Raw genomic sequence first — 21108 nt, forward strand, 5'->3', positions numbered from 1 at the left:
AGGGCGATCATACGGATCCCCTCAGCTGTCTGGTGACCTCCTGTGGGACATCGAAGAACTGCAGGCGCCCTTTGCACGGTATGAACGGCAGCGGCTTCGGATCGCGCAGCACGAACCCCATGTCGCCCACGTACCAGGGCGAGTCGCTGTGATCGACTGAATCGACCAGCTCGACAGAGCCGATGATGCCGCCTCGCAGCAAGTCTGCCTCCGAATAGAATGGCGGTAGGCTCAGCACACGTTCTTCGCAGAACCGGGAAGCTGCTCGCCAGTAATCACGAGTCATCCCTTGGGACGCATGCACCAGAAAGCGACCTCGAAACCTCGTGTGCCAGGTGCGGTTCTCGATGTCCTTGCCCCCGTGGATGATCAGCCAGGCCCATGGCTGCTTGATTGAAAGCGCCTTCACAGCGAATACCTCTCTTCATCCCAGCGCCCAGGCGCCGTTGCAGGTGTAGGTTCGGATTCTTGTTCGTGCGGGGAGAGCTGGCGCTGAGTACCGGCTATCTGGCTATCGGGGATGCAACTGATCCCGACACCGTTCAAGATCCAGCAGGTGACCCCGCGGCGGCTGTCGTGCTGCACGTCGATGACGTTCTCCTGGGCGCTGGCGCCGGTGGCCAGCAGCAGGAGGCAGAGGGCGAGGCGTGTCATGGCTGCACCTCGGCGTTATAGCGCTGGTAGTCCTCACCGAACTCCCAGCAGTAGGTCGCCGGCCATGCGCCTGGCGTGCCTTCCTCGACGAACACGTATCGGTGCGCAAACTCGCCCGAGCGATCCGGTACTGTCTTGCACCATTTGTGTTGCGGGCCGCCCAAGAACCAGCCTGGGTATTGCTTGACGGCTGCCGCCATGAAAGCTTCAAGGTCGTGGTGACCCTTGCTCATTGCGATGTAGGTGTCGCTACCGACGCTCCAGACATCGAGTGGATATTGCTTGGCCGTCATGGCGTCACCGCCCTGCGAGCCCAGGTTACGCAGGGCCCATCTTCCGAATCGTTGATCGCGAGCAAGAACCACTCTGCGCCAGGTGAGGCAGGCTCCCATCCAATGCAGTGTGCCGCGCCGTCGTCGTAGGGATGGTGGTCGCTGATATCGGCCTCCATCGTCCAGCGCTTGAGTTCCAGGCCCTGCTGGCTCAGCCAGTGCGCAAGCACGGTCCAGCAGCCGTCGAATGCTGGCAGTTCGGGGTGAAGCCACCAGCCATTCGCATCGCGGGCAACGGCGGTAGGCTGGATCAGTTTGATTTCCTTGGACATAACTTCTCCTTCGCCGCGATCGCGGCAGTTGAATAGAGGGGAGAGGGGTTAAAGTAGGTAGGAGTACGGATGTGCTCCGGCGTTAGGAAGGCTTGCGCTCCAGAGCGGCGCGGGCTTGCCAAGCCGACCACTCATGCCTGTTGAAGTGGCGCACATAGCCAGATTGGGAATGGCGCCAAGCGTCATATGCGGCCCGCTCATCGCGCTCAACCGGCGCGCAGTCCGGGCAAGGTGCATCGCCCTGGTCAAACGTCTCAGGGGTTTGTCCGGTCTGCCAGCCGATCACGCCATGGTCCTGGCAGGTCTCGCACTTCGGCGCGCTCGGCTCTGCGCTGGCGGATAGGGCAACAAACGCGTGCAGCTCCTTCACGAAGTCGTGTTCGTCTTCTGGGTCAAAGGACTTGAAGCCTTCATCCATACCCATGCAAAAACGCTGGTTCAGGCAGTGTTCGACCATGCCCACCAGTGTTGAGTAGGCTTCTTGACCAAGTGCATGCATCGGATGCGCATCCCGCTCGGCCAGTTTGGCCTGCAGTCGCTCGAAGCCCTTCTGGGTCCCGGCATATAGCTCGCCCAAGGCTTCATACGATTTGGTCATTTCGGCCAGATCGAAGCGCAGCCGCTCAACCTCCCCAGCATCTGCGTGGGTATAGAGCGGCCCCAGCTTGGCGATTTCGTCGAGGCAGGCATTCCAGCCTTCTGCATTGCCCAATCCTCGATAACCAGCGCCTCCGTTCAGAGTCTCGCGCTTGCGTTCAGGCAGCGCCACCGGCTCGCCCTGGAGCTGCTCGGCTCTGGCGTTCCACAGCTCGACTGCCTTATCGCGGCCTGGCTGATCCTCACCTTCATCCTGCACCACTCCCACCGGGCCACGTGCCAGGCAGGCCTCATTCGGCCCGGTCAGGCCTTGACAGATCACAACTGAAGCGTCGAGGTCTAGGCGCTCGATTAGAAAGTCCTGCTGGCCGCAGAAGGGGCACGGCAGCAGTTCGCTGGTCGTTTCGGTATTGCTGGATCGGTTTTCTGTGGGCATGGGGATACCTCGATTGCCGACAAACGGTAGTTGCTGTGTGAGCAGTCGTGATCGGCAGTGATCGCTGATGAAGGGTTTTTGGAAAAAACCCAAGAGGATTCGAATTGGTCGTGACAGCACAATTTCCTCATCTACAGAGGAGCTGTACCGACATGATGAAGCGAGTGATAGAAGAGGTAATCGTTCAGCTGATAGCCTAGGGCATCTTGGATGCGATGGCCTGGGCTTGGGAGTTGGTGAAAACGCCACTATGCAGCTGAAGCAAGCCTGTCGGAAGTGCGCCATGGGTCGTTGGCGCGGGCCAGCGCGGCCATGGGCGGCGGGCTGACGCTGTTGCCGCACATGTGCACCTGCTCGGTTTTCGTGAACGGCTTGCCGTCGGCGCCCTTGTCGATGATGTAGCTAGTTGGGAAGCCCTGTGCGCGGTAGAGCTCGTGCGGCTGCAGCATGCGCAGGCAGATGTCGACGATCACATAGGGCGTGCCCTTCACGAACACCGTGACCAGGCCCAGCCGGTCCTTGGTGGTGACAGTCGGCGCTGGCGCGTCTGCTGCGCTGATGTTCTCCGTGCCGTAGTAGCTGATCAGGAACGCCGCGACGCGTAGGGCGCCTTGCTCATGCTCCGGTGACAGCTTGTACTCGACCAGGGCGTGGTGCTCGGCTCCGGCGGTCATGGTTGGTACGGGCTCATCAACGGCTCGGCCTACGCAATTACGCCTGAGCGTGGCCAAGCTGGCTGTTACCAGGCGCTGCTGGCTGCCCGTGTTGGTGACGGTGCTCATCGGCTCGTCCATGTCACGGGCTGGGGTCGTGTTGAACCCGCCGTTGGCCTGCTCAATGAAAGCAGTACAAATTCCCATCGCATGCGCTGCGCCCGCCGGGCGCTTGTAGTTGCCGCCGCTGGTGATGGTTGGCACCGGTTCCGTGATGGCCGAGCCATCGCTGTTGAACCGGAACTTGACCAAGTGCGCCGATGCAAGGGCGCGGTGGCTTTGGGCCATCAGGGTGCCCATGGGTTGGTCAGCTGGTACAGGCTTGCCGGCGTACACCGGGCCGCCGGCCCCAACCATTACTGGGCTTGCCATCATCAGCTCCCCGCGGTTGGCGGCGGTTACCGTTGGCAGCGGTTCGCTCGGGTCGTTCACTCGCACCGTGCCCTGATGGGTAGCTGGAAGAATCACCGCGCTGGACAGCGCATGCTTCACACCGCCGGCGACGACGGTGCCCAGTGGTTGATCCAGACCTGGCACACGCGGCTGCTGGCCGGCGCGTTCGCCATATCCGGTCTGCACCAGGGTCGGACTGGCTACGGCGAATGATCCTCCGCGTGGCCACGAGGTTACCGTGCGCAGAGGCTCATGGGCTGACTGGGCCAGCTCACCCGACCAGTTCGCGATCGGCACGATGAAGGGCTGCGGGTTGTCCAGAACGAACTTCTTCATTCCCTTGGCCACCCGGCGCAGCGTTGCGGCTGCCAGCTCTTTCTTGCGGCCGAAGATGCTCTTGCTCGGCAAGCTCCAGTCGATGCAGTCGGCGGCGGTGCGCCACTTCTGCTGCCCCTTGGCTGGGTTCTTGGCGTGGGTCGGCTCCGGCCACACGATTGGCTGACCGTCGCAGCGGGCGATCATGAACAGGCGCTCGCGGCTGGTCGGGGCTCCGAAGTCACATGCCTTGATAATCCGCCATTCCACCTGGTAGCCCATGCCTTCGAGCAACTGCACGAAGCGGCGCCAGGTGATCCCGCGACGCTTAGGGTTTGGCACCAGGAACTGCTGATGTACCGGCACGCGCTCGCCGATGTCCGCCACAGTGCCGTCAAGCTTCATCACCCGGCCGGTGGCCTTGTCGCGCTTTGCGATCAGTGGGCCCCACTGCAGGATCTGCTTCACGTTCTCCAGGCTGATCACCCGGGGCTGCTTCTTCCCGGCCCACTTCAAACCAATCCATGACAGGTTCCGGATCTCACGCTTGCGCGGCTGCCCGCCGGCGGCTTGGCTGTGATGCGTGCAGTCGGGACTCATGTGGAACCAGCCGACGCGGCGCCCCTGGCATTCTTCGTCCGGATCACCCTCGAACACGTCGGTGGTGAAGTGGCGGGCGTGCGGGTGGTTGGCGGTGTGCATGCTGATCGCCGCCGGGCTGTGGTTCTTCGCCACGTCCACGGGGCGGCCCAGGCCCATCTCAAGGCCGGTACCGGCACCGCCGCCACCACAGAAGAAGTCAACGACGATCTCGTCATCCTGTGGATCCAGGCCGAGACCATACTGGGTCTTGAAGTCGAACGGATTCTTTTTCTGAAATGCAGACATGGGCGGTCCTCGCCTGGGCGGCGTGATTCGTTATCGTTTGAGAGGGGAAGGCGCTGGTGGGCAGCGCCGGAGGGTCAGGGGCGGTTGTCGTGATCGCAGTGGCGGCAGTCTTCGTAGGATGGCGAAGACACAAATCGACCGCAGCCTCCACAGTTCTGGATGCTTGCCGGCGCCCGTCGCTTTGCCTTTGCCAGCACAATGCCGGTGCCCGTCAGGGCTTCTTTGATATCAACATCCCGCTTGTGCACCAGGCGCCGGGCCTTGGCCTCGAGGTAAGCCACTGGCCAGATCACTGCCTCATCAGGCTTGTTGCCGATCGCTTCGGCCTCCTCCAGTGTGAGGTGGTGCGCCTTCTCGAATCGGTACGTGTGACCTATAGGCCACCTGGCCAGTGCAATGTCGTTCCCGTTCCAGTGACCAGGGATCTGCAGAACAACAGTGCATCCCGGGCTCAGCTGATCGCGGGCTTCGTCCAGGCTGATGTACTGGTGATCGACACCGAGGTGCGAGCGAGCATCGACGTACTCTTTTGGCCAGGGAATGTCTGTTTCCCGGTGGACACAGGCCTGCTCTTGGGTGAACAACTCAGCCTTGTCCAGGTCGGTGGTGTAGCCGCCGCCCAAGGCCCAGAACATGAGGCCGTCACCGGTATTGCTGCGGCTGTCCTGTAGGTAGAACTGGCTCATGGCTTTCTCCATGCATGCGCCGCCCTCCGTGGTCGGATGCGGCATGGTGGCAATTTGACTTGGAGGGGTTTAGATTGTGGTTGCTTCTTTCAACTTCTGGGGATGAGCTGATGACAGTCAAAATTACAGGCTGCACTTTCAAGGGGGCGGGCGCCGGAACAGGTATCCGGGCTCCAGCGGATGCGGATGTTTTGGTCGAGGGAAGCTCTTTCAGGAATCTAGGAATCGGCGTCGATTTGTATAACCAGCAACTAATTCAAGCAATTGGCTTACCTGCGAGAACTTGCCCTGCTGCTTTTCGGGAGTTGATTGAAGACCTAAAAGCTGCAGACACCTCTTCTTTCGAAGAAATCGATACAGTCACCAAGAAGTCCAAGCTTGCTTCTCTGATGTCAGGGGCTGAGGATGTTGCCAAACTCTCCAGGAATCTTTTCGACCTGGCAAAGACCGGGGTCGATATTGTGAAATTGTTTGGCGGGGTGTAGCAGGGCCATTGTAAAATTGAGAGCGCCCTAAATAAACAGTCCGGGTGTATTGAGGTCCTCTTCTGGAAATCTACACTTAGGGGTAGTGGTGCCGATTTTCATTGGTCGGCCCTCGTCTTGCTGGCCGCTCCAGTCTCCATCGCATTCACGAAGTTCATCGCAGCCTGGTAGGTGAAGGCAAAACCGTGCACGGCCCCCGTAGCGATCTCGACCACATCCCAGGTCTTGCCATTGCTCGCTGCCTGGAAGCGGGGATAGGCCTTGGCGCGAGCTTCGGCCCGGACGTATTTGCTGCGCTCGAGCAATGCCGCGAGCACAGCAAGCTTCTGCGCGAACGCAGGGTGCATTGCTGATTGCATGGGAATACCTCGGAAGGGGTCAGGCGTGGTGTTCGAAGGCTTCGGCTTTGCGGATGACGCGGACTTGGGCAGTGCGCCGTTCGGGCACCCGGCGGTCGCGCCGCATCGGATCGCCGTCATCGAGCATGGCGTGCATTGCGATGAACACGGCCAGCAGGATGCAGAGCGGGCTGATCACTCCGCGGCGCATGGCTTCGGCCAAGGCTGCGGTACGTCGCGCTACACCGAGTTTGAACAGAACACTCTCGATGCGATTCGCTGCGGTCCCGGGTGCGATACCCATGAAGCGAGCGACCTCTTTCGTTGTCATGCCCTGGGCAATGCACAGCAGGGCTTCTAGTTCACGCGGCGCGAGGCCGCGCCCAAGATGGCCCATCCAGGAGCCGGCGGTGATCGATTCCATGATCTATCTCGGTTGGGCGGCTTCCAGGGCTTTGCGCAGCTCAAGGACAAGCGCGGTCGATAGGGTGAGGGATTTGCTGTCTTCGTCGATCTCGTCGAGCGATGCAATCAGATTGCGCGAGGCGGTGTGCACGGCCTCGAGGCGCGGCTTCGGAACCGATGGGCCTTTGATCGTTCCGGCAGTGACCTTCGTCTTGCCTTTGGCCTGCGCCTTCTGCAACTCGGCGCCAAGCACCTTGCCGGCGTCGTCGCCGTGAGCCCGAACGACCTGGGCGGCCGTTGTGGCAGACACCTGTCCGGCGGCGACCAAGTTCTGCACATCGGTGTTCGCATTGCCGACGGTCACGACCTGCTCGACATGCTGCCGGGTCTTGCCGACCTTCTTGGCGATCTGGACTACGGTCCAGCCGAACGCCCTGAGGCGCTTGTAACCCTCGGCCAGCTCAAGCGGGGAGAGCTTTTCGTTCTCCTGGCTGCTGATGATCCGAGCGACCCGATCGGCATCGCTGCCTTCGAACGCTGTCACAGCGACCCAAGCCTCAAGGATGCTCGGATCGTCCTTGTTCGGCGTGCGGGGTAGGCGACCTGCGTTGTCGAGCTTGATAAGGGCGCGCGGCCGACGGTGGCCATCAACGATCCACACGCCACCTTCTGCCCGCGGGCGAACTTCAAGGGCTGGGATCTGGCCGCCATTGGCGATGAACTCAGCCAATGCGTCGATGCTGGCCTCGAGCGCTTCGCCCTCGATACGCAGGTTGAAGCCCGGCTCTTCATGAAGGTCTTCGAGCTGCACCTTCATGGCGTCGGCACGCCGCACCTCGCCATCCTTGATCATTTGTTTGAATGATTTGGCCATGCAATTAACTTCCGTTGGGGGCTGCATTGGAGTGGGATCGTGAAGGCTGGGCAATCGACCGGTAATCCGCGTCGAGGTGGCCACCCCGCTGTTTGCTTGCAGCTCATCAGATCCCACTCCGATGCAGCCTGGTGATGGGGGACCAGGTGAATCGGGCCGGTTACTGATCCGGCGTCGATGCCATCGACAGTCCGCTTGGTCTCTGACCGCTATCGGGTCCGGCGGCAAACCGGTGCACTCCGTGACCGATATTCTGTCGTCGGTCAAAGCGCCTGGGTCTGTAGCGCCCAGCAAGGCTGCCAATCCCCTTGGCAGGGTGAGGCGTTTCGTTTCCTACTTCATGATGGCGTTCCTCCGAAGGTTGTTTGGTCCGCGCCATGCTCGTCGCCGGGTTTCCCCACCTCTGCCTGCTGCAGCTACTGGCTACGCATCAGGTGGCTCGCATGGTTTGGCGTACTCTCATGGGGGAGTACGGCAGCTATCCAGAGGCTGCATGGGCGGCGGCTTAGCTTCTCCCGACCCAGGTAATGGCCTGGGTGCGTCGCGGTGGTCACGTCTGATTGTGTAAAGAGCGGTGGCTGCCGTAGCTGCCGGTTCGCTCAAACACAAGCGAACTTGCATTTATAAAAGCATGCTTGCGATGAAAGTGCAAGCACGCTTGCATTAAATTCGAATACTGTACATGCATACAGCATGTAGGAGGTGTCGGATGTTTGCACAGGAAAAAGCTGGTCAACCCCATGAGCTGAGCAGCCTGGAGCGCTTAGGGCTGAGGGTTTCAGAGATGATCAACTCGCCGCTGGCACAACTGGGGAGGAGGGTACTGATTCACCGCCTAGATACAGACAGTGATCAGGACTGGGATGCGATCATGGAATTGCTGGCCGATACCGACGCTCTGGACATGACTTTCTGCGATGATGGCTCAGTGATACTGCAGTGGGACAAGCCGACCGCTGATGACCGGACGGTCGACAGGGAAGGGGATTTGATCTTCCTCCAGGAAGACGCACCGTTCTGAGGGGCATAAAAAAGCCCGCCGAAGCGGGCTTTTCATTTGCCTAGACTTGCCACTATTGGCGCCAGATACTGCTGTACGACCCACCAACCGGCTCCGAAAATAGCAATGCCAGCGAGCAATGCATAGCTCGCAGTCTGACCCTTTGTGAGCATGGTTTTCTCTATATGCTCAAGACGAGTCTCGACCTTCGCCAATGCAATCTTGGCGTCGGTCATGTCGCGCTCAAGGTTGATGATTCTAGTGTCCACGCCATCTCCTCCTGGAGGTTCGTGTCCGCCATTTTTTCTACGCTCGTGATCAAGGTCGCGGCTCACGCGATCATATTGCGCCTGGAGTAAGCGTATATCAACGGTGTCATTCGCCATCTGTCAGCCCCAGATCCTTAAGCTCATTAAGTATATCAATGTGCTCTTGCAGGCCAGTGAACATCTCGTAAATCTCGCTCCGGGTAGCATTATCGAGCTCGCCCGTACTGAGCACTGCAGCGCTGAGCTGCATGATGGCTGAGCTTTGGAGGACCGCCAGTCTTGCGAGCCTCGTTACCGCAACGTTCAGCTTAATGATCTCGCTATCGTTCATACCTGCGCTCTCCAGCTCAAACCTTTTTAGCGTTCCATACCAGCAATACCTTCGCATGGATGACGACGTCATCAATCCGGGCCGACTGCTTCTCGTAGTTTCGGTTGTCGGAGATGAGCCATACGTGATCTTCATCCTTGCGCTGTAGTCGCTTGATCAGCAGATCGCCGTGCCAGGTGAGCACATAAACACCCTCGCCCTCATAGCTGTTCACGCCGCGATCAACGATGACCGGATCCTTGTCGTTGATCGTGCCCTCCATGCTCTGCCCCCAGCCCGTGATCACGCCCAGGGCCTGTGCTGACGTGTAGGTTACTCCCTTCTCGCGCAGCAACTCCTCGCGAATCACTACATTCCGGACGACCTCGCTGTACTCAGACGGAACCTGGCCGTGGCCCATGGCTGCGCGTATGTCGTATTGAGGGATACGGATCTCGCCAGCCTCATGCGACGACGCCTCCAGGAGATAACCGCTGTCACTTTCGCCGCTGGGGTCCGACTCGACCGCCTGAATGATGCTTTGGCGGGCTTCTGGCGTGAGTCCCTTGCCGTGCTTCTCAAGCATCTTGCGAACAACCTCTGCCGATGAGCCGCTGGATGCATCGCTTTTGGCTGCCTGCGGCTTGCTCTCGACCTTGCGAGGAGGCTCACCCTTTCCGGACAGAAGCCAATCGACAGTCGTGTCGTACCCGTCGGCGAGGGCCACCAGATTCTCGTTCTTTATGTTCTCGGTATCGCCGGCAAACCACTGACGAACCGCCTCATAGCTAATGCCGCAGGTATTCGCGATATCGCGCTTCACATTGCGGACACCTATCTCCGGGCGGCGGGCTAGGACGAGTTTGGTGATTCGGTCTGTCGTTTTCATGAGCGCAATCTACAAGAGTGCTTGTCAAGCATGCTTGTTTTGAATATGCAAGCATGCTTGAATGTGTGTATGAGCAAAGGAGGTCGCAATGACCAAAAGCCAAGCAATTCAACATTTCGGGTCGATTTCCGCGCTCGCGAAAGCGCTGGGGGTCACCTACGAGGCGGTCCGTCAGTGGGAGGCTGTGCCCGAGCTGCGCCAGTATCAGATCGAGCGGATCACCGGCGGGAAGCTCCGTGCCGACCAAGGCGGTAGGGCGGCTTAGCCGACAGCCAAATTATCCATCCGCTGGCCTTGCGCCAGTAGATGCACAACATACCTGTGGATTTGAACAGTAGGAGAGGGGCGATGGTGGTTGATTTCGTGCTGGCTGCTGGCGCCGGGTTCGGGGCGGCAGCGGTGTGCTTCTTGGCAGGCATGGTTGCTGGCGATTCCAACAGGCGCGGCAGCGTTTCGTTCCCGGAAACCCACGTCAGCTTTGATCCGCTTTTGCCGGACGAGGCGCGCCTTCGGTTTCTGGCGCGAGCGGCAGATGCCGTGAGGTCCGGGCGCTTAAGCCAGGCCCAGCAGCTTAAGGATGAGAGCTCCAGCGATTAGGGCAAGCAACCAGGCGCCGACCTGCTTGATGACCGCCTTGTGCTGGTCCCAGGCGCGGCGAAGGGGAGGCCGGTCGAACCCGATCATCGAGAAGTGTTCGCTGTCGTGGATTCGCAGCTCCTCATCCCAGTGCTTGGCCTTCAAGCGAGCGAGCAAATCCTTCAACCGTTTCATGCTGGCCTCCAAGGCCTTCGGTGTAACGCCTGAACCCCAGGCATAAAAAAACCGCCTGGCAGGGCGGTCTCTTCAACAACATTTCGAGGTCGATTATGCACATCAACTACGACGCAAGCAATACCGCTGTCGCGTCAGGTTTCCGTGATGCACCGAACCTGTCGTGTCAGGCGGGCGAGCCATGAGCACGATCGTCATGACGGCCTGCTGGCCGCTCCAGGGCATGAGCCCTGCACAGAAATCCGTGCTCGTTTCGCTTGCTGACAACGCGAACGACGACGGCGTCTGCTGGCCCTCGGTGGCTCGCATCGCTGAGCGCACATGTCTTTCCGAACGAGCTGTTCGCAACGCTCTGCGCTGGTTGGAGGAGTCCCAAATCCTTGTCGCAAACCAGCGGGCAGGGCGCTCAACCTGGTACGTCGTCAGCCCTTCTTCGTATAACCCCGGCATTTCGTGCCCCCCGGCACCAGATGCCGGACACCCCGGCATTTCCTGCCCCCAGAACCGTAATAGAACCGTAAGGGAACCGTCAGTAGCTACCGGCGCGCCCGCAAAGTCCGTCCCGGTCGAAGAAATCGTGGACCTGTTCAACGAGCTATTGCCGGAGCTGCCCCGAGTCGTCCTGATCAACAAGGATCGCAAGGCGAAGATCAAGGCGCGCTGGGCAGAGAGTGAGGTGCATCAGGACCTGGACTTCTGGCGTGACTTCTTCGCCCAGGTCCAGACCAGCGACTTCCTGATGGGCAAGATCAAGGGGCAGGCTGGCAGCTCGTTCCGCTGCACCTTCGACTGGTTGATTGCACCGACCAATTTCGTGAAGGTGGTGGAGGGCAATTACCATGCGTGACCCGTACAACGCCGAGGCCGAGCACGGCCTGCTGGGCGCGATGATGATTCGCCCCGAACTGATCGACACCCTGAGCCAGGACCTGTCCCCGGAATCGTTCTACTTCGCCGAGAACGCCGAGGTCTTCCGAGGCATCCTCGCAGTGCGATCCGCCGGCGGCGCCGTGGACTTCCTCACGGTTGCTGATCGGATTGGTTTCTTGGCGAACGGTGACAGGGCACTGGCCTACTGCGCCGAGATCGTGAACAACACTCCCAGCGTCGCCAGTGCCAAGACCTACGCAAGCATCGTTCGGGAGCGGGCCATCGAGCGCGCTCTGTACAGCCTGGGCGAGCACGCCATCGAGGTGGCCCAGGGCAGCGAGAGCATCCAGTCCAAGATCGCTGCTGTCCAGGCTGCGGCAATGGCCATCGATAGCGCCACCAGTGACGACGAGATCGTTAAGGCCGGCGACGTGATGGGCGAGCAGATTGAAGTGTGGCAGGAGCGGCATGACCGATATGTTCGTGGTGAAACCCTGATCGGGCTTTCAACCGGCCTGACTGATTTGGATGAGAAGACCGGCGGGCTACAGCCTGACCTGCTCTATGTGGTTGCAGGGCGCCCAGCGATGGGCAAGACGACCCTTGCCATGGGGTTTATAACCAACGCCGCCATTCGCCAGGGCAAGTCGGCGCTGGTGATCAGTCTCGAGATGAACAAGGGGCAGTTGATTGATCGGATGACCGCCGCCGAGGGGCGTATTCCGCTGAATCTGATCAAGAACGGCACCGCCTGCCAAGACTATGGTACCGAGCTGGCAGCCGCCTCCAGGCTCATCCAGTTTGCACCGCTCTACATCGCCGACAAAGCGGGCTCTTCGATAGGTCGGATCCGCTCCCTGGCCCGCCGGCACAAGCTTCGCTATGGCCTGGACATCCTGATGATCGATTACCTCCAGCTCGTCGAGGGCGACGGCGGGAACCGCACCGAGGAAGTCAGCAGTATCAGTCGCGGATGCAAGTTGCTTGCAGGGGAGCTGGGGATTCCGGTGGTGCTGCTGAGCCAGCTTTCGCGCAAGTGCGAGGAGCGCCCGAACAAGCGCCCGATTCCCTCCGATTTGCGTGAGTCCGGGGCCATCGAGCAGGACGCCGACGTGATCATGTTCGTGTACCGCGACGAGGTCTACAACGAGCACTCCGAAGCCAAGGGTATCGCCGAGATCATCATCGGGAAGGGCCGGGATGTCGAGGTGGGCACTGTTCGCGCTGCGTTCCTCGGGCAGTACAACCGTTTCGAGGATCTGGCTGCTGGCTGGATGCCTACTGTTGTGCCCAAGCCTGAAAAGGTCACCCCGCTGTCAACGAGATACCGCGGGAGGCCGCACGATGCTCAAGCCTGACCTCGCCGAATACCGCTACGCCCTGTACTGCAGGTCCGACCTGTTCGGCCTGGCCGGCAAGGCGCAGAAACCAATCGCGCTCTACCACGACGAGGACCTGGCGAATGCCCATGGCCGGCAGATGTGGCCGAGCGCCTACCAAGTCATTGACCTTCACGGCGAGGAGAGCCCATGCGGCAATCGAAACTGACCAAGGCCGCGCGCGGCCGGGAGTGCCAGGTGCGTATCCCGGGCGTCTGCAATGGCAACCCTGAAACCGTCGTGCTGGCCCACTATCGGCTCGCCGGGACCTGCGGCGTCGGCTCGAAGCCGAGCGACCTACAGGGCGCCTGGGCCTGCAGTTCCTGTCACGACGTGATCGATGGTCGCCGCCAGGCAATAAGCCGCGATGAGGCCCGCCGCCTGCACGCCGAGGGCGTGATGCGAACCCAGGACCAACTGGTCCGGGAAGGGTTGGTGAAGGCATGACGGCGCCAATGCGCGCCTATCGCGCCAAGCAAGCCCGCACCAAACCTGTTGATCGGGAAGGGCAGGAGCAGGCCGCGCTGATGGCCGAGCTGCAGTTGCGCTTCCCGCAAGCCTACAGCCTGATCTACCACGTCCCGAATGGTGGCCACCGGTTGAAGGCTGTCGCTGCCAAGCTTAAAGGGCAGGGGGTCAAAGCCGGGGTGCCTGACCTGGTCCTGCCGATGGCGCGCGGCGGGTATTTCGGGCTTTACATCGAGTTCAAGGCCAAGCCACCGTTCGATGCGCCGGTGTCGGCCAGCCAGGATGCCTTCCTTCAACGACTCACCAGCCAGGGTTATCTGGCTATCGTCTGTCGCGGCTCCATCGAGGCGATTGAGATGATTCGAGCTTACCTGCTGCTACCGAAAACGGAGGTCGCAGCATGAGCGCTACTCAATTGGTCACCTTCTCGGATGCAGAGATCAAGCGTCAGGCGGCGTCAGGTACTGCCCGCGACCTTCGCGATGCTCGTTTCCCCGGGATCTACCTGCGGTTCGGCCAGCGGCGCGATCGCGGCACCTGGTACCTGGTCTCCGGTCACAAGTGGAAAAAAATCGCCGGGTATCCTGAGCTACCGGTTAAGAACCTTATCAGCGCGCTGCCCGGGATCCGCGAGCGTCTCGCCGTTGATCCTGAGGCTTCAGCGGCTGCCGGCACACTGCACACGGTAGGTCAGCTGCTCGACTGGTTTGGCGACCGCCATTCTCGCGACCGCAGCCTTTCATCCAAGCGCAAGGCCACCGCGGCTTCTGCCATCGGCTGCCACCTGAAGCCTCGACTCAATGACTTGGCGATTTCAGAAGTGTCTCGATCTGCCCTGGACAAGCTGCTCATGTGGCCAGCGCAGGCCGAGTTGTCACTCTCCTATGTCCGCCTGATGTGGGGTGTTCTGGTGGTCGCGTTCCGCCAGGCAGCCAAGCTGAAGCTCATCACCACCAACCCGATCGCCGGCTTCAAGTTCACCGACTTCACGACGGCCAGGATCGTGCCAAAGGCGGCCCGCCTACGCGGCGTCCAGCTGGAAGCTGTGCTGCAGCAACTCCATGACGGGTTCGATGAAGCGCCAGTGGACTGCACGCTGGCTCTGCTGATGCTGTGCCAAGGCACTCGGGTCGGCGAGACCCGCCAGGCCCGCTGGGCGCACCTGACGCAAGGAGAGCAAGGCGAGTGGTTCATCCCGGCGGAGAACACCAAGACCCGGTGCGAGCATCGCCTACCACTGACCCGCCAGGTGCTTGCTCTGCTGGAGCGGTACCGGTCGTGGCAGCAGGGCAGGGGCTATCAGGGCGCGTTCATGTTCCCAGGCAAGAGTGGCCGACCTATCACCGAGAGCCAGGCCTGTGCAGCCTTCACCCGGCTCGGGCAAGGCGAATGGACGAGCCATGACCTCCGGAAAGTCGCCCGCACCGGCTGGACCGATCTCGGTGTGGACTACCTCATTGGCGAAATGCTGGTGAACCACACCCTGACCCGCAACGTGCAGACCTACATCCATACCTCGGCGGAGCAGCTGAAGCGGGAAGCCCTGGAGAAGTGGCATGCCTGGTTAGACAGCAAGGGCTTCGCCGCTATTCACGGCTCGACAGAGACCGGAAATGAAATTTCGCATATTGCTCCCAACGCCACGGCTGGCGAGGGCTCCGGGGCAATTGGCGAATCCGTAAAAAGCGAGGATTCCAAATGACCGATTTGAACAGGCTTTCCCCCGCAGCTCGATCTGCCGCCATGCGCGGTGGTGTCGATGGATGGGGCCAGGTCGGCAGCAGCAGCCATGTCCGGTACATGGAGCCGAAGCCGGCCAGGGCGAGACCTCGGTGCCACTGCGGCTGCAAGCGTCGAGCTACTCATTACGGGTGCGCGAACGGCGTCACCCTCATCAGTGGTTGCGAGCTTCGAATCCGCCGCTGGGTGAAGACGGGGCAATGATGAAGAAGAGCCACGGACCTTCGCTCAGGAAGGAGCTGATCGACCTGGCCCAGTGCAGGGCCTGTCGAGGAAAAGGAGTCACCAAGCCGCTGTTTCACGAAATTGCGTGCGGCCAGTGTAACGGCTCAGGTTGGGTCGAGGCCCTGACCGGCAATGCCCTGCCACTGGACGAGCTGGTCATCCAGCTCAACTTCAAGCTGCAGGCCGTACAGCGGCAGCTCAACGAATTGCGAAACCCGCGGCGCCAAGAGAGCAACCGGTTTGGTGCGGGCGGCGCCAACTACACAGGGGATTGACCATGATCTACGGAAGCGTGCTCGCAGCGGTCGTCTCGGCCCTGGCTGCCGAGGCCATCGACAACACAAGCAAGCAGGCCTGGCAGAAGCTTTACGAGCCAGGCAGGGCCGATGGGCGTGACTTGGCCACATTGGGGCGGTCGATTGAGGAGGGTCGCATCACTCGGCGGGATGCTGATTGCTGGGTCTTTGCCCGCCTGCACAGCCAGCTGAAGCCGCGGCACTGGGATGTGCTGGTGGCGAAGTACAGTACCCACAAGGCGCGGAAGGTTCAGTCCATCGGCAGGCTGCATCCTCTGATCGCTTCGCACGCGCCCCGCCTGTTCATCATCAACGCGGTGACGGCCTGGGCTATCCCCAAGCTCAAAGGTGCAGACGGCAAGCGCTCCAGCGATATGATCGTTCTGCCTGTCGAGTTCTACGACATCAATCGTTGGGATCCCGAAGCCAGGCCGGAGCGCACCCGGAGGCGTTGGAGGAAGGCCATCGACGATGTCCTGGAGGGCATGGAGGAGGAGGCGCTGGACGCAGCCGAGATCATTTTGGTGAATGAGGGCCTTGCCATAAAAAGTGCCGCTTGACATCGGATGGCCGCATGGCCGATTATTTCTCCATCCTGTCATTCCTGCGCGTTGCAGAGGAGCGACAATAAAAAGCCTAGCCAATGCGCTGGGCTTTTTTGTGGCTCATCAATTCCATATGTGGCATCTTGCCATGCTCGATCATAGGGAGTTGATTATGTCCATTTACGCTGACCTGCAGAAGCGCTACGAGAGTCACGAAACTGCGCTTCACACTCAGTTGCATCTCCTCTCCAAAGCCGCTGGCGACCTTGCCGCCGGGTTTGGGAAGTACCTCGGCCTGCCTGGAGAAAGGTGGAATCACCCTGATGGTAAGGTTGGCGAGCGCTACGTTAGATTGGGCGAGGGGTCGGTAGACTCTTTCCAAGAAAAGCGCTGGATAGAATTAAGCAGCTCAAAGGGTAAGGTTGATTTTTCCATCGCCATTACCTTGGTGTCAGAGGATCGCGATAGTCGGACTACCTATATATTCAGTATGGGCGTCCAATTTTGTGAAGACGGCTATCTATTCGAAGTGCAAGGCCACGGTGTCTCTCTCGCTATTGAGGCAGTGAAAGCGGGAGTTTTTGACCCTGTATATATGCTGATCGTTGATCGGCTTGTGGCCAGGCTGGACCCTTCCAGTATCCTCATCAAGAACTGATTCCCGTCGCACTCCCGAGCCCAGCCACCGTGCTGGGCTTTTTGAAGGGGCGCAGTAGCGTCTCGTATTGATACTATCTCTGGCTTTATCCACGAGCAGGGAAGAAAGCTAATGATTCGATGGACTGTGGCTTTGTCGGTTGCGGTGCTTATCCTTTCTGGTTGCGGCGAGAAGACGCCTGAACAAAAGGCTGCCAGCGAGGCAGCAATGACAAAAATCAAAATTGAGCGGATGGCGCGCGAATTCGCCACTGGGGCGTTAAAGGATCCAGGCAGTGCAGAATTCAGGAACCAGAACGAATTCTGCGGGGAAGTGAACTCGAAGAATTCATTTGGAGGCTATACCGGCTTTCAGAGGTTTATCGCAGCAAGCAGGGACTTGGTTGTCTTTGAAAGGGACTCTGGCTTAAGCCCTGCTGAGTTCGCCAAGGCTTGGAACCAGGTCTGCTTGTGATCGCGGAAGCACCCTTTGGTTGGTGCTTAAGTGGAACGATAGATGTATCTGCGCATCGACGGTAAGCCAGGCTTCCGGACGTTGCATTAATCTCAAAGGCCCGCCGTCTCGGTGGGCCTTTTTTGTTCTGGAGTCTCAATGGACCCGACGGATCTTGGGCCTGGAACGGCCACTTGGTTGGGCGGTACGGGCACAGTCCTGCTTGGCGGATTCCTTTGGCTTCGCAAGTTCCTATCGAAGGACGCTGCGGACCGCGCCATGGATAACGCCGATATCGGCACAGTCCGCCGGCTGAATGAGCTGCTCGACTCCGAGCGTGAAGCTCGAAAGCTGGCAGAGGCTCGCGCTGACCAGTTTGCGAAAGAGCGCAATGAGCTGGCCGCAACCGTCGGACGGCTCGAAGGCAAGATCGAGGCCTTGACCAGCCAGGTCGGCCAGCTGACTGACCGCGTCACCGCGCAGAGCGAGGAGATCGCCCGCCTGCGTGGCAAGCTTGGAGGTGCGTCCTGATGGACAGATGTGCATTGGAGTTCATCGCCCGCCGCTGGTGGCGTCGGGTAGAGGTCTGGCTGATTGCCGCCGTGCTTATCGTAGGCGGCGCTGTGCTTGGCTGGCAGTCTGCCTACTGGTCGATGGCCAGCACCCAGGCCCACCAGGTGGATGAGATACGCCATGCCTACGACGCCGCAATGGTTGAGCGTGACAAACGCCTGGATGAGCTGACCCAGAAGGCCGAGAGCGCCGCCACCAGCGCTTCAAATGCGGCGACCACTGCAACCCAAGCTGCTGACAAAGCTGACGAAGCCCTTACCAGGGCCCAGCTGGAGACGAACCCGTGATTACGCTAACCAATAGCAACGGCCTGAAGACTCACCTGGCGGCGGAAGCGATCGCGCGCGTCGACGAGGCCGGTGCCAGCAGCAAGTGGCACGGCATCTGCGCCATCGTTCGCACGTTCGACGGCCAAGTGCTGGAGGTGAAGCAGCGGGCCGACGATGTGGTCCGGCAGATCCGCGAGGCGAAGCAATGAACCAGCTACCAGAGACGAATGCGCTGCTTTTCGTTGGCGCCTTGGCGCTACTCGGGATAATTGGTTGGGCGTGCGTCGAGGGCGTGCTCTGGGTTGCCGGTCACGTAACCGTGGGCTGGACCCGATGAACAGGCTCAGGACCCTTGGCTCCCGCATCAAGGAAGTCAGTGGGTCGCGCGTCCAGGTGGTAACACCTGGCAGTTGGCGAAGCGGAATGACCAGCTCGCAGCGTGGCTACGACTACCGATGGCAGAAGGCCCGCGAGCGTTACCTGCGCGACCACCCGTTGTGTGTCTATTGCGAACGTAACGGCCGGACCGCCGCAGCAAGCGTCGTAGACCACATCATTTCTCACCGCGGCGACAAGGAGCTTTTCTGGGATGAGGGCAACTGGCAGTCGCTGTGCAAGCTTTGCCACGACTCGGTCAAGCAGGCCGAGGAGGCCGCAGGCCAGGCCGGCTGACCGTCAGCGGAATGGCGCGACGCAGGTTGAGGCACCTCGCTTGCACGTCAATGGCGTGCTACAAGGGGTAGGGCGGTTTAAAGTATAGCGATTCTCATCTGACTAGACCGCCTCCGACCCCACGTACACATTTTTCTCCCCCCTAAAGGTTTTTGTTAATGGTGTTAACAGACAAACAACGACAGTTTGTTGACGCTAAGGCTCGGGGAGCGTCCAACAAAGAAGCGGCCGAAGCCGCCGGCAGCAAGCCTTCAACGGCTGCCGCGGCCGGTTCGCGATGGGCCAATGATCCAAAGATTGCTGCCGCAATTCTGGCCCGCCGAGCCGAGCTCAGTGTTAACCCTGAGCCGAAGAAGCGACGCGGCAAGGCGAAGGCCGAGGAGATCGCTGAAGACCCGGCCGGGATTGCTGAGGCGGATGGCGAATTCCTCACCTGCCTGCCGTCAACCAATGATCCTCTCGTGTGGTTGCTCGCGCTTATGAACGAGCCCAGGGCAAAGGTCTTTGATCGGCGCAATGCTGCGCAGACCGCCGTGCCCTATGTCCACGGAAAGAAGGCTGACGCTGGAAAGAAGGAGCAAAAGGCGGAAGCCGCGAAAGAGGCGGGGAAGGGCAAGTATTCCCAAAGCAAGCCACCCCTCACGGTCGTCAGGGGGTGACGCATGCTTTGGACCACTGCCTGCCCCGATTGGTGGCGTCGCCTGGCTGCGGGCGAGTCGATCATTCCGGAGCCACTGTTTCCGCAGGAGGCTGAAGATTGCCTTGAGGTTTTCAAAGGGCTTCGTATTGTCGATGCACCTGGCAGCCCGACAATAGCGAGTGCCTGCGCGCCATGGGTGCTTGCATTTGCTGGAGCGGTGTTCGGCAGTTACAACAGCGAAACTGGTGAGCGCTTGATTCGGGAGGTGATGCTCTGCATCCCGAAGAAGAACAGTAAATCGACTATCGCTGCCGCAATCATGCTGACGGCCTTGATTCGAAATTGGCGGAAGTCTGCCGAGTTCATCATTCTCGCGCCGACGAAAGAAATTGCCGACAATTCGTTCGTGCCGGCCAAGGACATGGTCAGCAACGATGACGAGCTGAAGGATTTACTGCATGTGCAGCCCCATCTTCGGTTGATTACCCACCGGGAAACCGGCGCGACGTTGAAGGTGGTTGCTGCTGATAGCGATGTAGTCGGTGGCAAGAAAGCGGTCGGCGTGCTGATCGACGAGGCCTGGTTGTTCGGCAAAAACCCAAAGGCGGCGGACATGATCCGCGAAGCAACAGGCGGACTGCTGTCGAGGCCGGAAGGCTTCATCATCTGGTTGACGACCCAGTCGAATGAACCGCCTGCGGGCGTGTTCAAGTCGAAGTTAAGCTACGCGCGCGGGGTCCGTGATGGTCGCATCGACGACAATCGCTTCCTCCCAATCATCTACGAATTCTCGAAAGAGATGATCCATAGCGGTGAGGCCCGCAAGCCCGAGAACTTCCACCTGGTGAACCCTAACATGGGGTTCTCCGTTGATCGTCCAACGCTTGAACGTTTGTTCATGCAAGCGGAGATCGACGGAGAGGCGGAGCTGCGCGGCTTCCTGGCCAAGCACCTCAATATTGAAATCGGCTTGGCGCTCATGTCGGACGCCTGGGTCGGCGCTGAATTCTGGGAGCCCCAGACGGCGACATGGCTCACTCTGGATGTACTTCTTGATCGATGCGAAGTCGTCGATGTCGGGGGAGACGGGGGCGGCCTGGACGACTTGCTCGGCCTTGCGGTCATTGGGCGGGAGGCCGGAACGCGCAGATGGTTTCACTGGGCACACGCCTGGGCGCATCCATCGGTGCTGGAGCGGCGCAAGTCGGAAGCTCCACGGCTCAAGGACCTAGAGGCGGTTGGCGACTTGACAATCGTCAAGCGCATTGGGGACGACGTTGAGCAATTCGCCGCCATCGTCAAGCGCATCAACGAGACCGGGTTGCTGGATAAGGTCGGCCTCGATCCTGCGGGAATTGGCTCGGTGCTCGATGCACTGGCTGATGCGGGTGTCGAGGAAGACAAGATCGTTGGCATTTCCCAAGGTTGGAAACTGACGGGTGCGATCAAGACAACGGAGCGCAAGCTTGCAGAGGGCACGCTTCTGCACTGCGGGCAACCATTGATGGCCTGGTCATGTGGCAACGCCAAAGGGGTGCCCTCAGCCAACGCTTTCTTGATCACCAAGCAAGCTTCCGGCACAGCCAAGATCGACCCGCTGATGGCTACATTCAACGCTGTTTCTCTGATCAGCCTCAATCCTGAAGGCCGCGGGGGAATGGACAACTTTATGGCAGGCATTCGGGACCCACTGATCGCATGAACGCACTGTACT

33 protein-coding genes are annotated in these 21108 nt (G+C 60.2%); 19 read left to right on the plus strand and 14 right to left on the minus strand.

Annotation, left to right across the window (positions count from 1 at the left end):
- Window positions 1–7: 7 nt before the first annotated feature.
- From PSEMO_RS16355 to PSEMO_RS16385, 7 genes are all read right to left on the minus strand, one after another.
- The gene (locus PSEMO_RS16355; RefSeq protein ID WP_075804033.1) at window positions 8–409 is read right to left on the minus strand and encodes an ASCH domain-containing protein; all 402 of its coding nucleotides are present in this window, start codon (window positions 407–409) and stop codon (window positions 8–10) included.
- Entirely contained in the window at window positions 406–654 is a 249-nt protein-coding gene (locus PSEMO_RS16360; RefSeq protein WP_075804034.1) for a hypothetical protein, read from the minus strand. The genes PSEMO_RS16355 and PSEMO_RS16360 overlap by 4 nt, the downstream gene beginning before the upstream one ends.
- On the minus strand, window positions 651–947 hold the full coding sequence (locus PSEMO_RS16365) for a hypothetical protein (RefSeq protein ID WP_075804035.1): 297 nt from the start codon (window positions 945–947) through the stop codon (window positions 651–653). Before PSEMO_RS16365 ends, PSEMO_RS16360 begins: the two co-directional genes overlap by 4 nt.
- On the minus strand, window positions 944–1258 hold the full coding sequence (locus tag PSEMO_RS16370) for a hypothetical protein (RefSeq protein WP_075804036.1): 315 nt from the start codon (window positions 1256–1258) through the stop codon (window positions 944–946). The genes PSEMO_RS16365 and PSEMO_RS16370 overlap by 4 nt, the downstream gene beginning before the upstream one ends.
- A gap of 82 nt (window positions 1259–1340) precedes the next feature.
- Window positions 1341–2291: a Lar family restriction alleviation protein gene (locus tag PSEMO_RS16375; protein WP_075804037.1), complete on the minus strand. Its 951-nt coding sequence runs from the start codon at window positions 2289–2291 to the stop codon at window positions 1341–1343.
- A 248-nt stretch (window positions 2292–2539) separates the two neighbouring features.
- Window positions 2540–4600 (minus strand): DNA cytosine methyltransferase, encoded by a 2061-nt coding sequence (locus PSEMO_RS16380; protein WP_075804038.1) that lies wholly within the window; start codon window positions 4598–4600, stop codon window positions 2540–2542.
- 74 nt (window positions 4601–4674) lie between these two features.
- A complete protein-coding gene (locus PSEMO_RS16385) occupies window positions 4675–5286 on the minus strand; it encodes a hypothetical protein (protein WP_075804099.1) in 612 nt (203 codons plus the stop codon).
- A gap of 110 nt (window positions 5287–5396) precedes the next feature.
- On the opposite strand from PSEMO_RS16385, the gene PSEMO_RS16390 reads away from it, so the two are divergent.
- Window positions 5397–5771 (plus strand): hypothetical protein, encoded by a 375-nt coding sequence (locus PSEMO_RS16390; protein WP_144443583.1) that lies wholly within the window; start codon window positions 5397–5399, stop codon window positions 5769–5771.
- Between the two features lie 98 nt (window positions 5772–5869).
- Here the strand turns inward: PSEMO_RS16390 and PSEMO_RS16395 are convergent, their stop codons facing one another.
- From PSEMO_RS16395 to PSEMO_RS16405, 3 genes are read right to left on the minus strand one after another with little or no spacing between them, the layout of a single operon-like run.
- Window positions 5870–6130 (minus strand): hypothetical protein, encoded by a 261-nt coding sequence (locus tag PSEMO_RS16395; protein WP_075804040.1) that lies wholly within the window; start codon window positions 6128–6130, stop codon window positions 5870–5872.
- A gap of 19 nt (window positions 6131–6149) precedes the next feature.
- Window positions 6150–6533 carry a LuxR C-terminal-related transcriptional regulator gene (locus PSEMO_RS16400; RefSeq protein WP_075804041.1) on the minus strand — a complete coding sequence of 128 codons (384 nt, stop codon included), beginning with the start codon at window positions 6531–6533 and terminating at the stop codon, window positions 6150–6152.
- Between the two features lie 3 nt (window positions 6534–6536).
- On the minus strand, window positions 6537–7388 hold the full coding sequence (locus PSEMO_RS16405) for a ParB/RepB/Spo0J family partition protein (protein ID WP_075804042.1): 852 nt from the start codon (window positions 7386–7388) through the stop codon (window positions 6537–6539).
- Window positions 7389–8097: 709 nt separating this feature from the next.
- On the opposite strand from PSEMO_RS16405, the gene PSEMO_RS16410 reads away from it, so the two are divergent.
- Window positions 8098–8409, plus strand: a complete 312-nt coding sequence (locus PSEMO_RS16410) for a DUF1654 domain-containing protein (RefSeq protein ID WP_075804043.1) — start codon at window positions 8098–8100, stop codon at window positions 8407–8409.
- 32 nt (window positions 8410–8441) lie between these two features.
- Here the strand turns inward: PSEMO_RS16410 and PSEMO_RS33510 are convergent, their stop codons facing one another.
- Genes PSEMO_RS33510 through PSEMO_RS16425 form a run of 3 tightly spaced genes read right to left on the minus strand, consistent with a single transcriptional unit; the run spans window position 8442 to window position 9856 of the window.
- A complete protein-coding gene (locus PSEMO_RS33510; RefSeq protein ID WP_178392010.1) occupies window positions 8442–8774 on the minus strand; it encodes a hypothetical protein in 333 nt (110 codons plus the stop codon).
- Window positions 8764–8988, minus strand: a complete 225-nt coding sequence (locus PSEMO_RS16420) for a hypothetical protein (RefSeq protein ID WP_075804045.1) — start codon at window positions 8986–8988, stop codon at window positions 8764–8766. The genes PSEMO_RS33510 and PSEMO_RS16420 overlap by 11 nt, the downstream gene beginning before the upstream one ends.
- A 16-nt stretch (window positions 8989–9004) precedes the next feature.
- Complete coding sequence (locus PSEMO_RS16425; RefSeq protein ID WP_075804046.1) at window positions 9005–9856, minus strand: XRE family transcriptional regulator; 852 nt, start codon at window positions 9854–9856, stop codon at window positions 9005–9007.
- 88 nt (window positions 9857–9944) lie between these two features.
- Between PSEMO_RS16425 and PSEMO_RS16430 the strand changes: the two genes are divergently transcribed.
- On the plus strand, window positions 9945–10121 hold the full coding sequence (locus tag PSEMO_RS16430; protein WP_075804047.1) for a Cro/CI family transcriptional regulator: 177 nt from the start codon (window positions 9945–9947) through the stop codon (window positions 10119–10121).
- A 287-nt stretch (window positions 10122–10408) separates the two neighbouring features.
- Here the strand turns inward: PSEMO_RS16430 and PSEMO_RS16435 are convergent, their stop codons facing one another.
- Window positions 10409–10627 (minus strand): hypothetical protein, encoded by a 219-nt coding sequence (locus PSEMO_RS16435; RefSeq protein WP_075804048.1) that lies wholly within the window; start codon window positions 10625–10627, stop codon window positions 10409–10411.
- A gap of 181 nt (window positions 10628–10808) precedes the next feature.
- Here PSEMO_RS16435 and PSEMO_RS16440 point away from each other — a divergent pair, with 181 nt between their 5' ends.
- The 16 genes from PSEMO_RS16440 to PSEMO_RS16520 all read left to right on the plus strand — a co-directional run bounded on the left by PSEMO_RS16440 (window position 10809) and on the right by PSEMO_RS16520 (window position 21096).
- Window positions 10809–11474, plus strand: a complete 666-nt coding sequence (locus tag PSEMO_RS16440; RefSeq protein WP_086937236.1) for a helix-turn-helix domain-containing protein — start codon at window positions 10809–10811, stop codon at window positions 11472–11474.
- Window positions 11467–12855 (plus strand): replicative DNA helicase, encoded by a 1389-nt coding sequence (gene dnaB, locus PSEMO_RS16445; protein ID WP_075804049.1) that lies wholly within the window; start codon window positions 11467–11469, stop codon window positions 12853–12855. The genes PSEMO_RS16440 and dnaB overlap by 8 nt, the downstream gene beginning before the upstream one ends.
- Window positions 12842–13045: a hypothetical protein gene (locus PSEMO_RS16450; RefSeq protein WP_075804050.1), complete on the plus strand. Its 204-nt coding sequence runs from the start codon at window positions 12842–12844 to the stop codon at window positions 13043–13045. Before dnaB ends, PSEMO_RS16450 begins: the two co-directional genes overlap by 14 nt.
- A complete protein-coding gene (locus PSEMO_RS16455; protein ID WP_075804051.1) occupies window positions 13027–13323 on the plus strand; it encodes a DUF1364 domain-containing protein in 297 nt (98 codons plus the stop codon). Before PSEMO_RS16450 ends, PSEMO_RS16455 begins: the two co-directional genes overlap by 19 nt.
- Window positions 13320–13748: a VRR-NUC domain-containing protein gene (locus PSEMO_RS16460; protein WP_075804052.1), complete on the plus strand. Its 429-nt coding sequence runs from the start codon at window positions 13320–13322 to the stop codon at window positions 13746–13748. The genes PSEMO_RS16455 and PSEMO_RS16460 overlap by 4 nt, the downstream gene beginning before the upstream one ends.
- The gene (locus PSEMO_RS16465; RefSeq protein WP_075804053.1) at window positions 13745–15046 is read left to right on the plus strand and encodes a tyrosine-type recombinase/integrase; all 1302 of its coding nucleotides are present in this window, start codon (window positions 13745–13747) and stop codon (window positions 15044–15046) included. Before PSEMO_RS16460 ends, PSEMO_RS16465 begins: the two co-directional genes overlap by 4 nt.
- A gap of 241 nt (window positions 15047–15287) precedes the next feature.
- Entirely contained in the window at window positions 15288–15584 is a 297-nt protein-coding gene (locus PSEMO_RS16475) for a hypothetical protein (protein ID WP_075804101.1), read from the plus strand.
- Window positions 15585–15586: 2 nt separating this feature from the next.
- Entirely contained in the window at window positions 15587–16165 is a 579-nt protein-coding gene (locus PSEMO_RS16480; protein ID WP_075804055.1) for a hypothetical protein, read from the plus strand.
- Between the two features lie 157 nt (window positions 16166–16322).
- Window positions 16323–16808, plus strand: coding sequence for a hypothetical protein (locus PSEMO_RS16485; protein ID WP_144443584.1), 486 nt, complete (start codon window positions 16323–16325; stop codon window positions 16806–16808).
- A gap of 111 nt (window positions 16809–16919) precedes the next feature.
- Window positions 16920–17261 carry a hypothetical protein gene (locus tag PSEMO_RS16490; RefSeq protein WP_086937237.1) on the plus strand — a complete coding sequence of 114 codons (342 nt, stop codon included), beginning with the start codon at window positions 16920–16922 and terminating at the stop codon, window positions 17259–17261.
- Between the two features lie 138 nt (window positions 17262–17399).
- On the plus strand, window positions 17400–17771 hold the full coding sequence (locus PSEMO_RS16495) for a chemotaxis protein (protein ID WP_075804057.1): 372 nt from the start codon (window positions 17400–17402) through the stop codon (window positions 17769–17771).
- Window positions 17771–18100 (plus strand): hypothetical protein, encoded by a 330-nt coding sequence (locus PSEMO_RS16500; RefSeq protein ID WP_075804058.1) that lies wholly within the window; start codon window positions 17771–17773, stop codon window positions 18098–18100. Before PSEMO_RS16495 ends, PSEMO_RS16500 begins: the two co-directional genes overlap by 1 nt.
- Window positions 18097–18291, plus strand: coding sequence for a hypothetical protein (locus PSEMO_RS16505; protein ID WP_075804059.1), 195 nt, complete (start codon window positions 18097–18099; stop codon window positions 18289–18291). The genes PSEMO_RS16500 and PSEMO_RS16505 overlap by 4 nt, the downstream gene beginning before the upstream one ends.
- A gap of 124 nt (window positions 18292–18415) precedes the next feature.
- Window positions 18416–18754, plus strand: coding sequence for an HNH endonuclease (locus tag PSEMO_RS16510; RefSeq protein ID WP_075804060.1), 339 nt, complete (start codon window positions 18416–18418; stop codon window positions 18752–18754).
- 158 nt (window positions 18755–18912) lie between these two features.
- On the plus strand, window positions 18913–19413 hold the full coding sequence (locus tag PSEMO_RS16515; RefSeq protein WP_075804061.1) for a terminase small subunit: 501 nt from the start codon (window positions 18913–18915) through the stop codon (window positions 19411–19413).
- A gap of 3 nt (window positions 19414–19416) precedes the next feature.
- Window positions 19417–21096, plus strand: a complete 1680-nt coding sequence (locus tag PSEMO_RS16520; protein WP_075804062.1) for a terminase large subunit — start codon at window positions 19417–19419, stop codon at window positions 21094–21096.
- Window positions 21097–21108 lie beyond the last annotated feature (12 nt).

Origin of the sequence: Pseudomonas putida, from assembly GCF_001941965.1 — a bacterium.
GTDB lineage: Bacteria > Pseudomonadota > Gammaproteobacteria > Pseudomonadales > Pseudomonadaceae > Aquipseudomonas > Aquipseudomonas putida_L.

Coding starts and splice junctions, on each gene's coding strand:
- PSEMO_RS16360 (WP_075804034.1), bottom strand. CDS start 654: ATGACACGCCTCGCCCTCTGCCTCCTGCTGCTGGCCACCGGCGCCAGC.
- PSEMO_RS16365 (WP_075804035.1), bottom strand. CDS start 947: ATGACGGCCAAGCAATATCCACTCGATGTCTGGAGCGTCGGTAGCGAC.
- PSEMO_RS16370 (WP_075804036.1), bottom strand. CDS start 1,258: ATGTCCAAGGAAATCAAACTGATCCAGCCTACCGCCGTTGCCCGCGAT.
- PSEMO_RS16375 (WP_075804037.1), bottom strand. CDS start 2,291: ATGCCCACAGAAAACCGATCCAGCAATACCGAAACGACCAGCGAACTG.
- PSEMO_RS16380 (WP_075804038.1), bottom strand. CDS start 4,600: ATGTCTGCATTTCAGAAAAAGAATCCGTTCGACTTCAAGACCCAGTAT.
- PSEMO_RS16385 (WP_075804099.1), bottom strand. CDS start 5,286: ATGAGCCAGTTCTACCTACAGGACAGCCGCAGCAATACCGGTGACGGC.
- PSEMO_RS16390 (WP_144443583.1), top strand. CDS start 5,397: ATGACAGTCAAAATTACAGGCTGCACTTTCAAGGGGGCGGGCGCCGGA.
- PSEMO_RS16395 (WP_075804040.1), bottom strand. CDS start 6,130: ATGCAATCAGCAATGCACCCTGCGTTCGCGCAGAAGCTTGCTGTGCTC.
- PSEMO_RS16400 (WP_075804041.1), bottom strand. CDS start 6,533: ATGGAATCGATCACCGCCGGCTCCTGGATGGGCCATCTTGGGCGCGGC.
- PSEMO_RS16405 (WP_075804042.1), bottom strand. CDS start 7,388: ATGGCCAAATCATTCAAACAAATGATCAAGGATGGCGAGGTGCGGCGT.
- PSEMO_RS16410 (WP_075804043.1), top strand. CDS start 8,098: ATGTTTGCACAGGAAAAAGCTGGTCAACCCCATGAGCTGAGCAGCCTG.
- PSEMO_RS33510 (WP_178392010.1), bottom strand. CDS start 8,774: ATGGCGAATGACACCGTTGATATACGCTTACTCCAGGCGCAATATGAT.
- PSEMO_RS16420 (WP_075804045.1), bottom strand. CDS start 8,988: ATGAACGATAGCGAGATCATTAAGCTGAACGTTGCGGTAACGAGGCTC.
- PSEMO_RS16425 (WP_075804046.1), bottom strand. CDS start 9,856: ATGAAAACGACAGACCGAATCACCAAACTCGTCCTAGCCCGCCGCCCG.
- PSEMO_RS16430 (WP_075804047.1), top strand. CDS start 9,945: ATGACCAAAAGCCAAGCAATTCAACATTTCGGGTCGATTTCCGCGCTC.
- PSEMO_RS16435 (WP_075804048.1), bottom strand. CDS start 10,627: ATGAAACGGTTGAAGGATTTGCTCGCTCGCTTGAAGGCCAAGCACTGG.
- PSEMO_RS16440 (WP_086937236.1), top strand. CDS start 10,809: ATGAGCACGATCGTCATGACGGCCTGCTGGCCGCTCCAGGGCATGAGC.
- dnaB (WP_075804049.1), top strand. CDS start 11,467: ATGCGTGACCCGTACAACGCCGAGGCCGAGCACGGCCTGCTGGGCGCG.
- PSEMO_RS16450 (WP_075804050.1), top strand. CDS start 12,842: ATGCTCAAGCCTGACCTCGCCGAATACCGCTACGCCCTGTACTGCAGG.
- PSEMO_RS16455 (WP_075804051.1), top strand. CDS start 13,027: ATGCGGCAATCGAAACTGACCAAGGCCGCGCGCGGCCGGGAGTGCCAG.
- PSEMO_RS16460 (WP_075804052.1), top strand. CDS start 13,320: ATGACGGCGCCAATGCGCGCCTATCGCGCCAAGCAAGCCCGCACCAAA.
- PSEMO_RS16465 (WP_075804053.1), top strand. CDS start 13,745: ATGAGCGCTACTCAATTGGTCACCTTCTCGGATGCAGAGATCAAGCGT.
- PSEMO_RS16475 (WP_075804101.1), top strand. CDS start 15,288: ATGAAGAAGAGCCACGGACCTTCGCTCAGGAAGGAGCTGATCGACCTG.
- PSEMO_RS16480 (WP_075804055.1), top strand. CDS start 15,587: ATGATCTACGGAAGCGTGCTCGCAGCGGTCGTCTCGGCCCTGGCTGCC.
- PSEMO_RS16485 (WP_144443584.1), top strand. CDS start 16,323: ATGTCCATTTACGCTGACCTGCAGAAGCGCTACGAGAGTCACGAAACT.
- PSEMO_RS16490 (WP_086937237.1), top strand. CDS start 16,920: ATGATTCGATGGACTGTGGCTTTGTCGGTTGCGGTGCTTATCCTTTCT.
- PSEMO_RS16495 (WP_075804057.1), top strand. CDS start 17,400: ATGGACCCGACGGATCTTGGGCCTGGAACGGCCACTTGGTTGGGCGGT.
- PSEMO_RS16500 (WP_075804058.1), top strand. CDS start 17,771: ATGGACAGATGTGCATTGGAGTTCATCGCCCGCCGCTGGTGGCGTCGG.
- PSEMO_RS16510 (WP_075804060.1), top strand. CDS start 18,416: ATGAACAGGCTCAGGACCCTTGGCTCCCGCATCAAGGAAGTCAGTGGG.
- PSEMO_RS16515 (WP_075804061.1), top strand. CDS start 18,913: ATGGTGTTAACAGACAAACAACGACAGTTTGTTGACGCTAAGGCTCGG.
- PSEMO_RS16520 (WP_075804062.1), top strand. CDS start 19,417: ATGCTTTGGACCACTGCCTGCCCCGATTGGTGGCGTCGCCTGGCTGCG.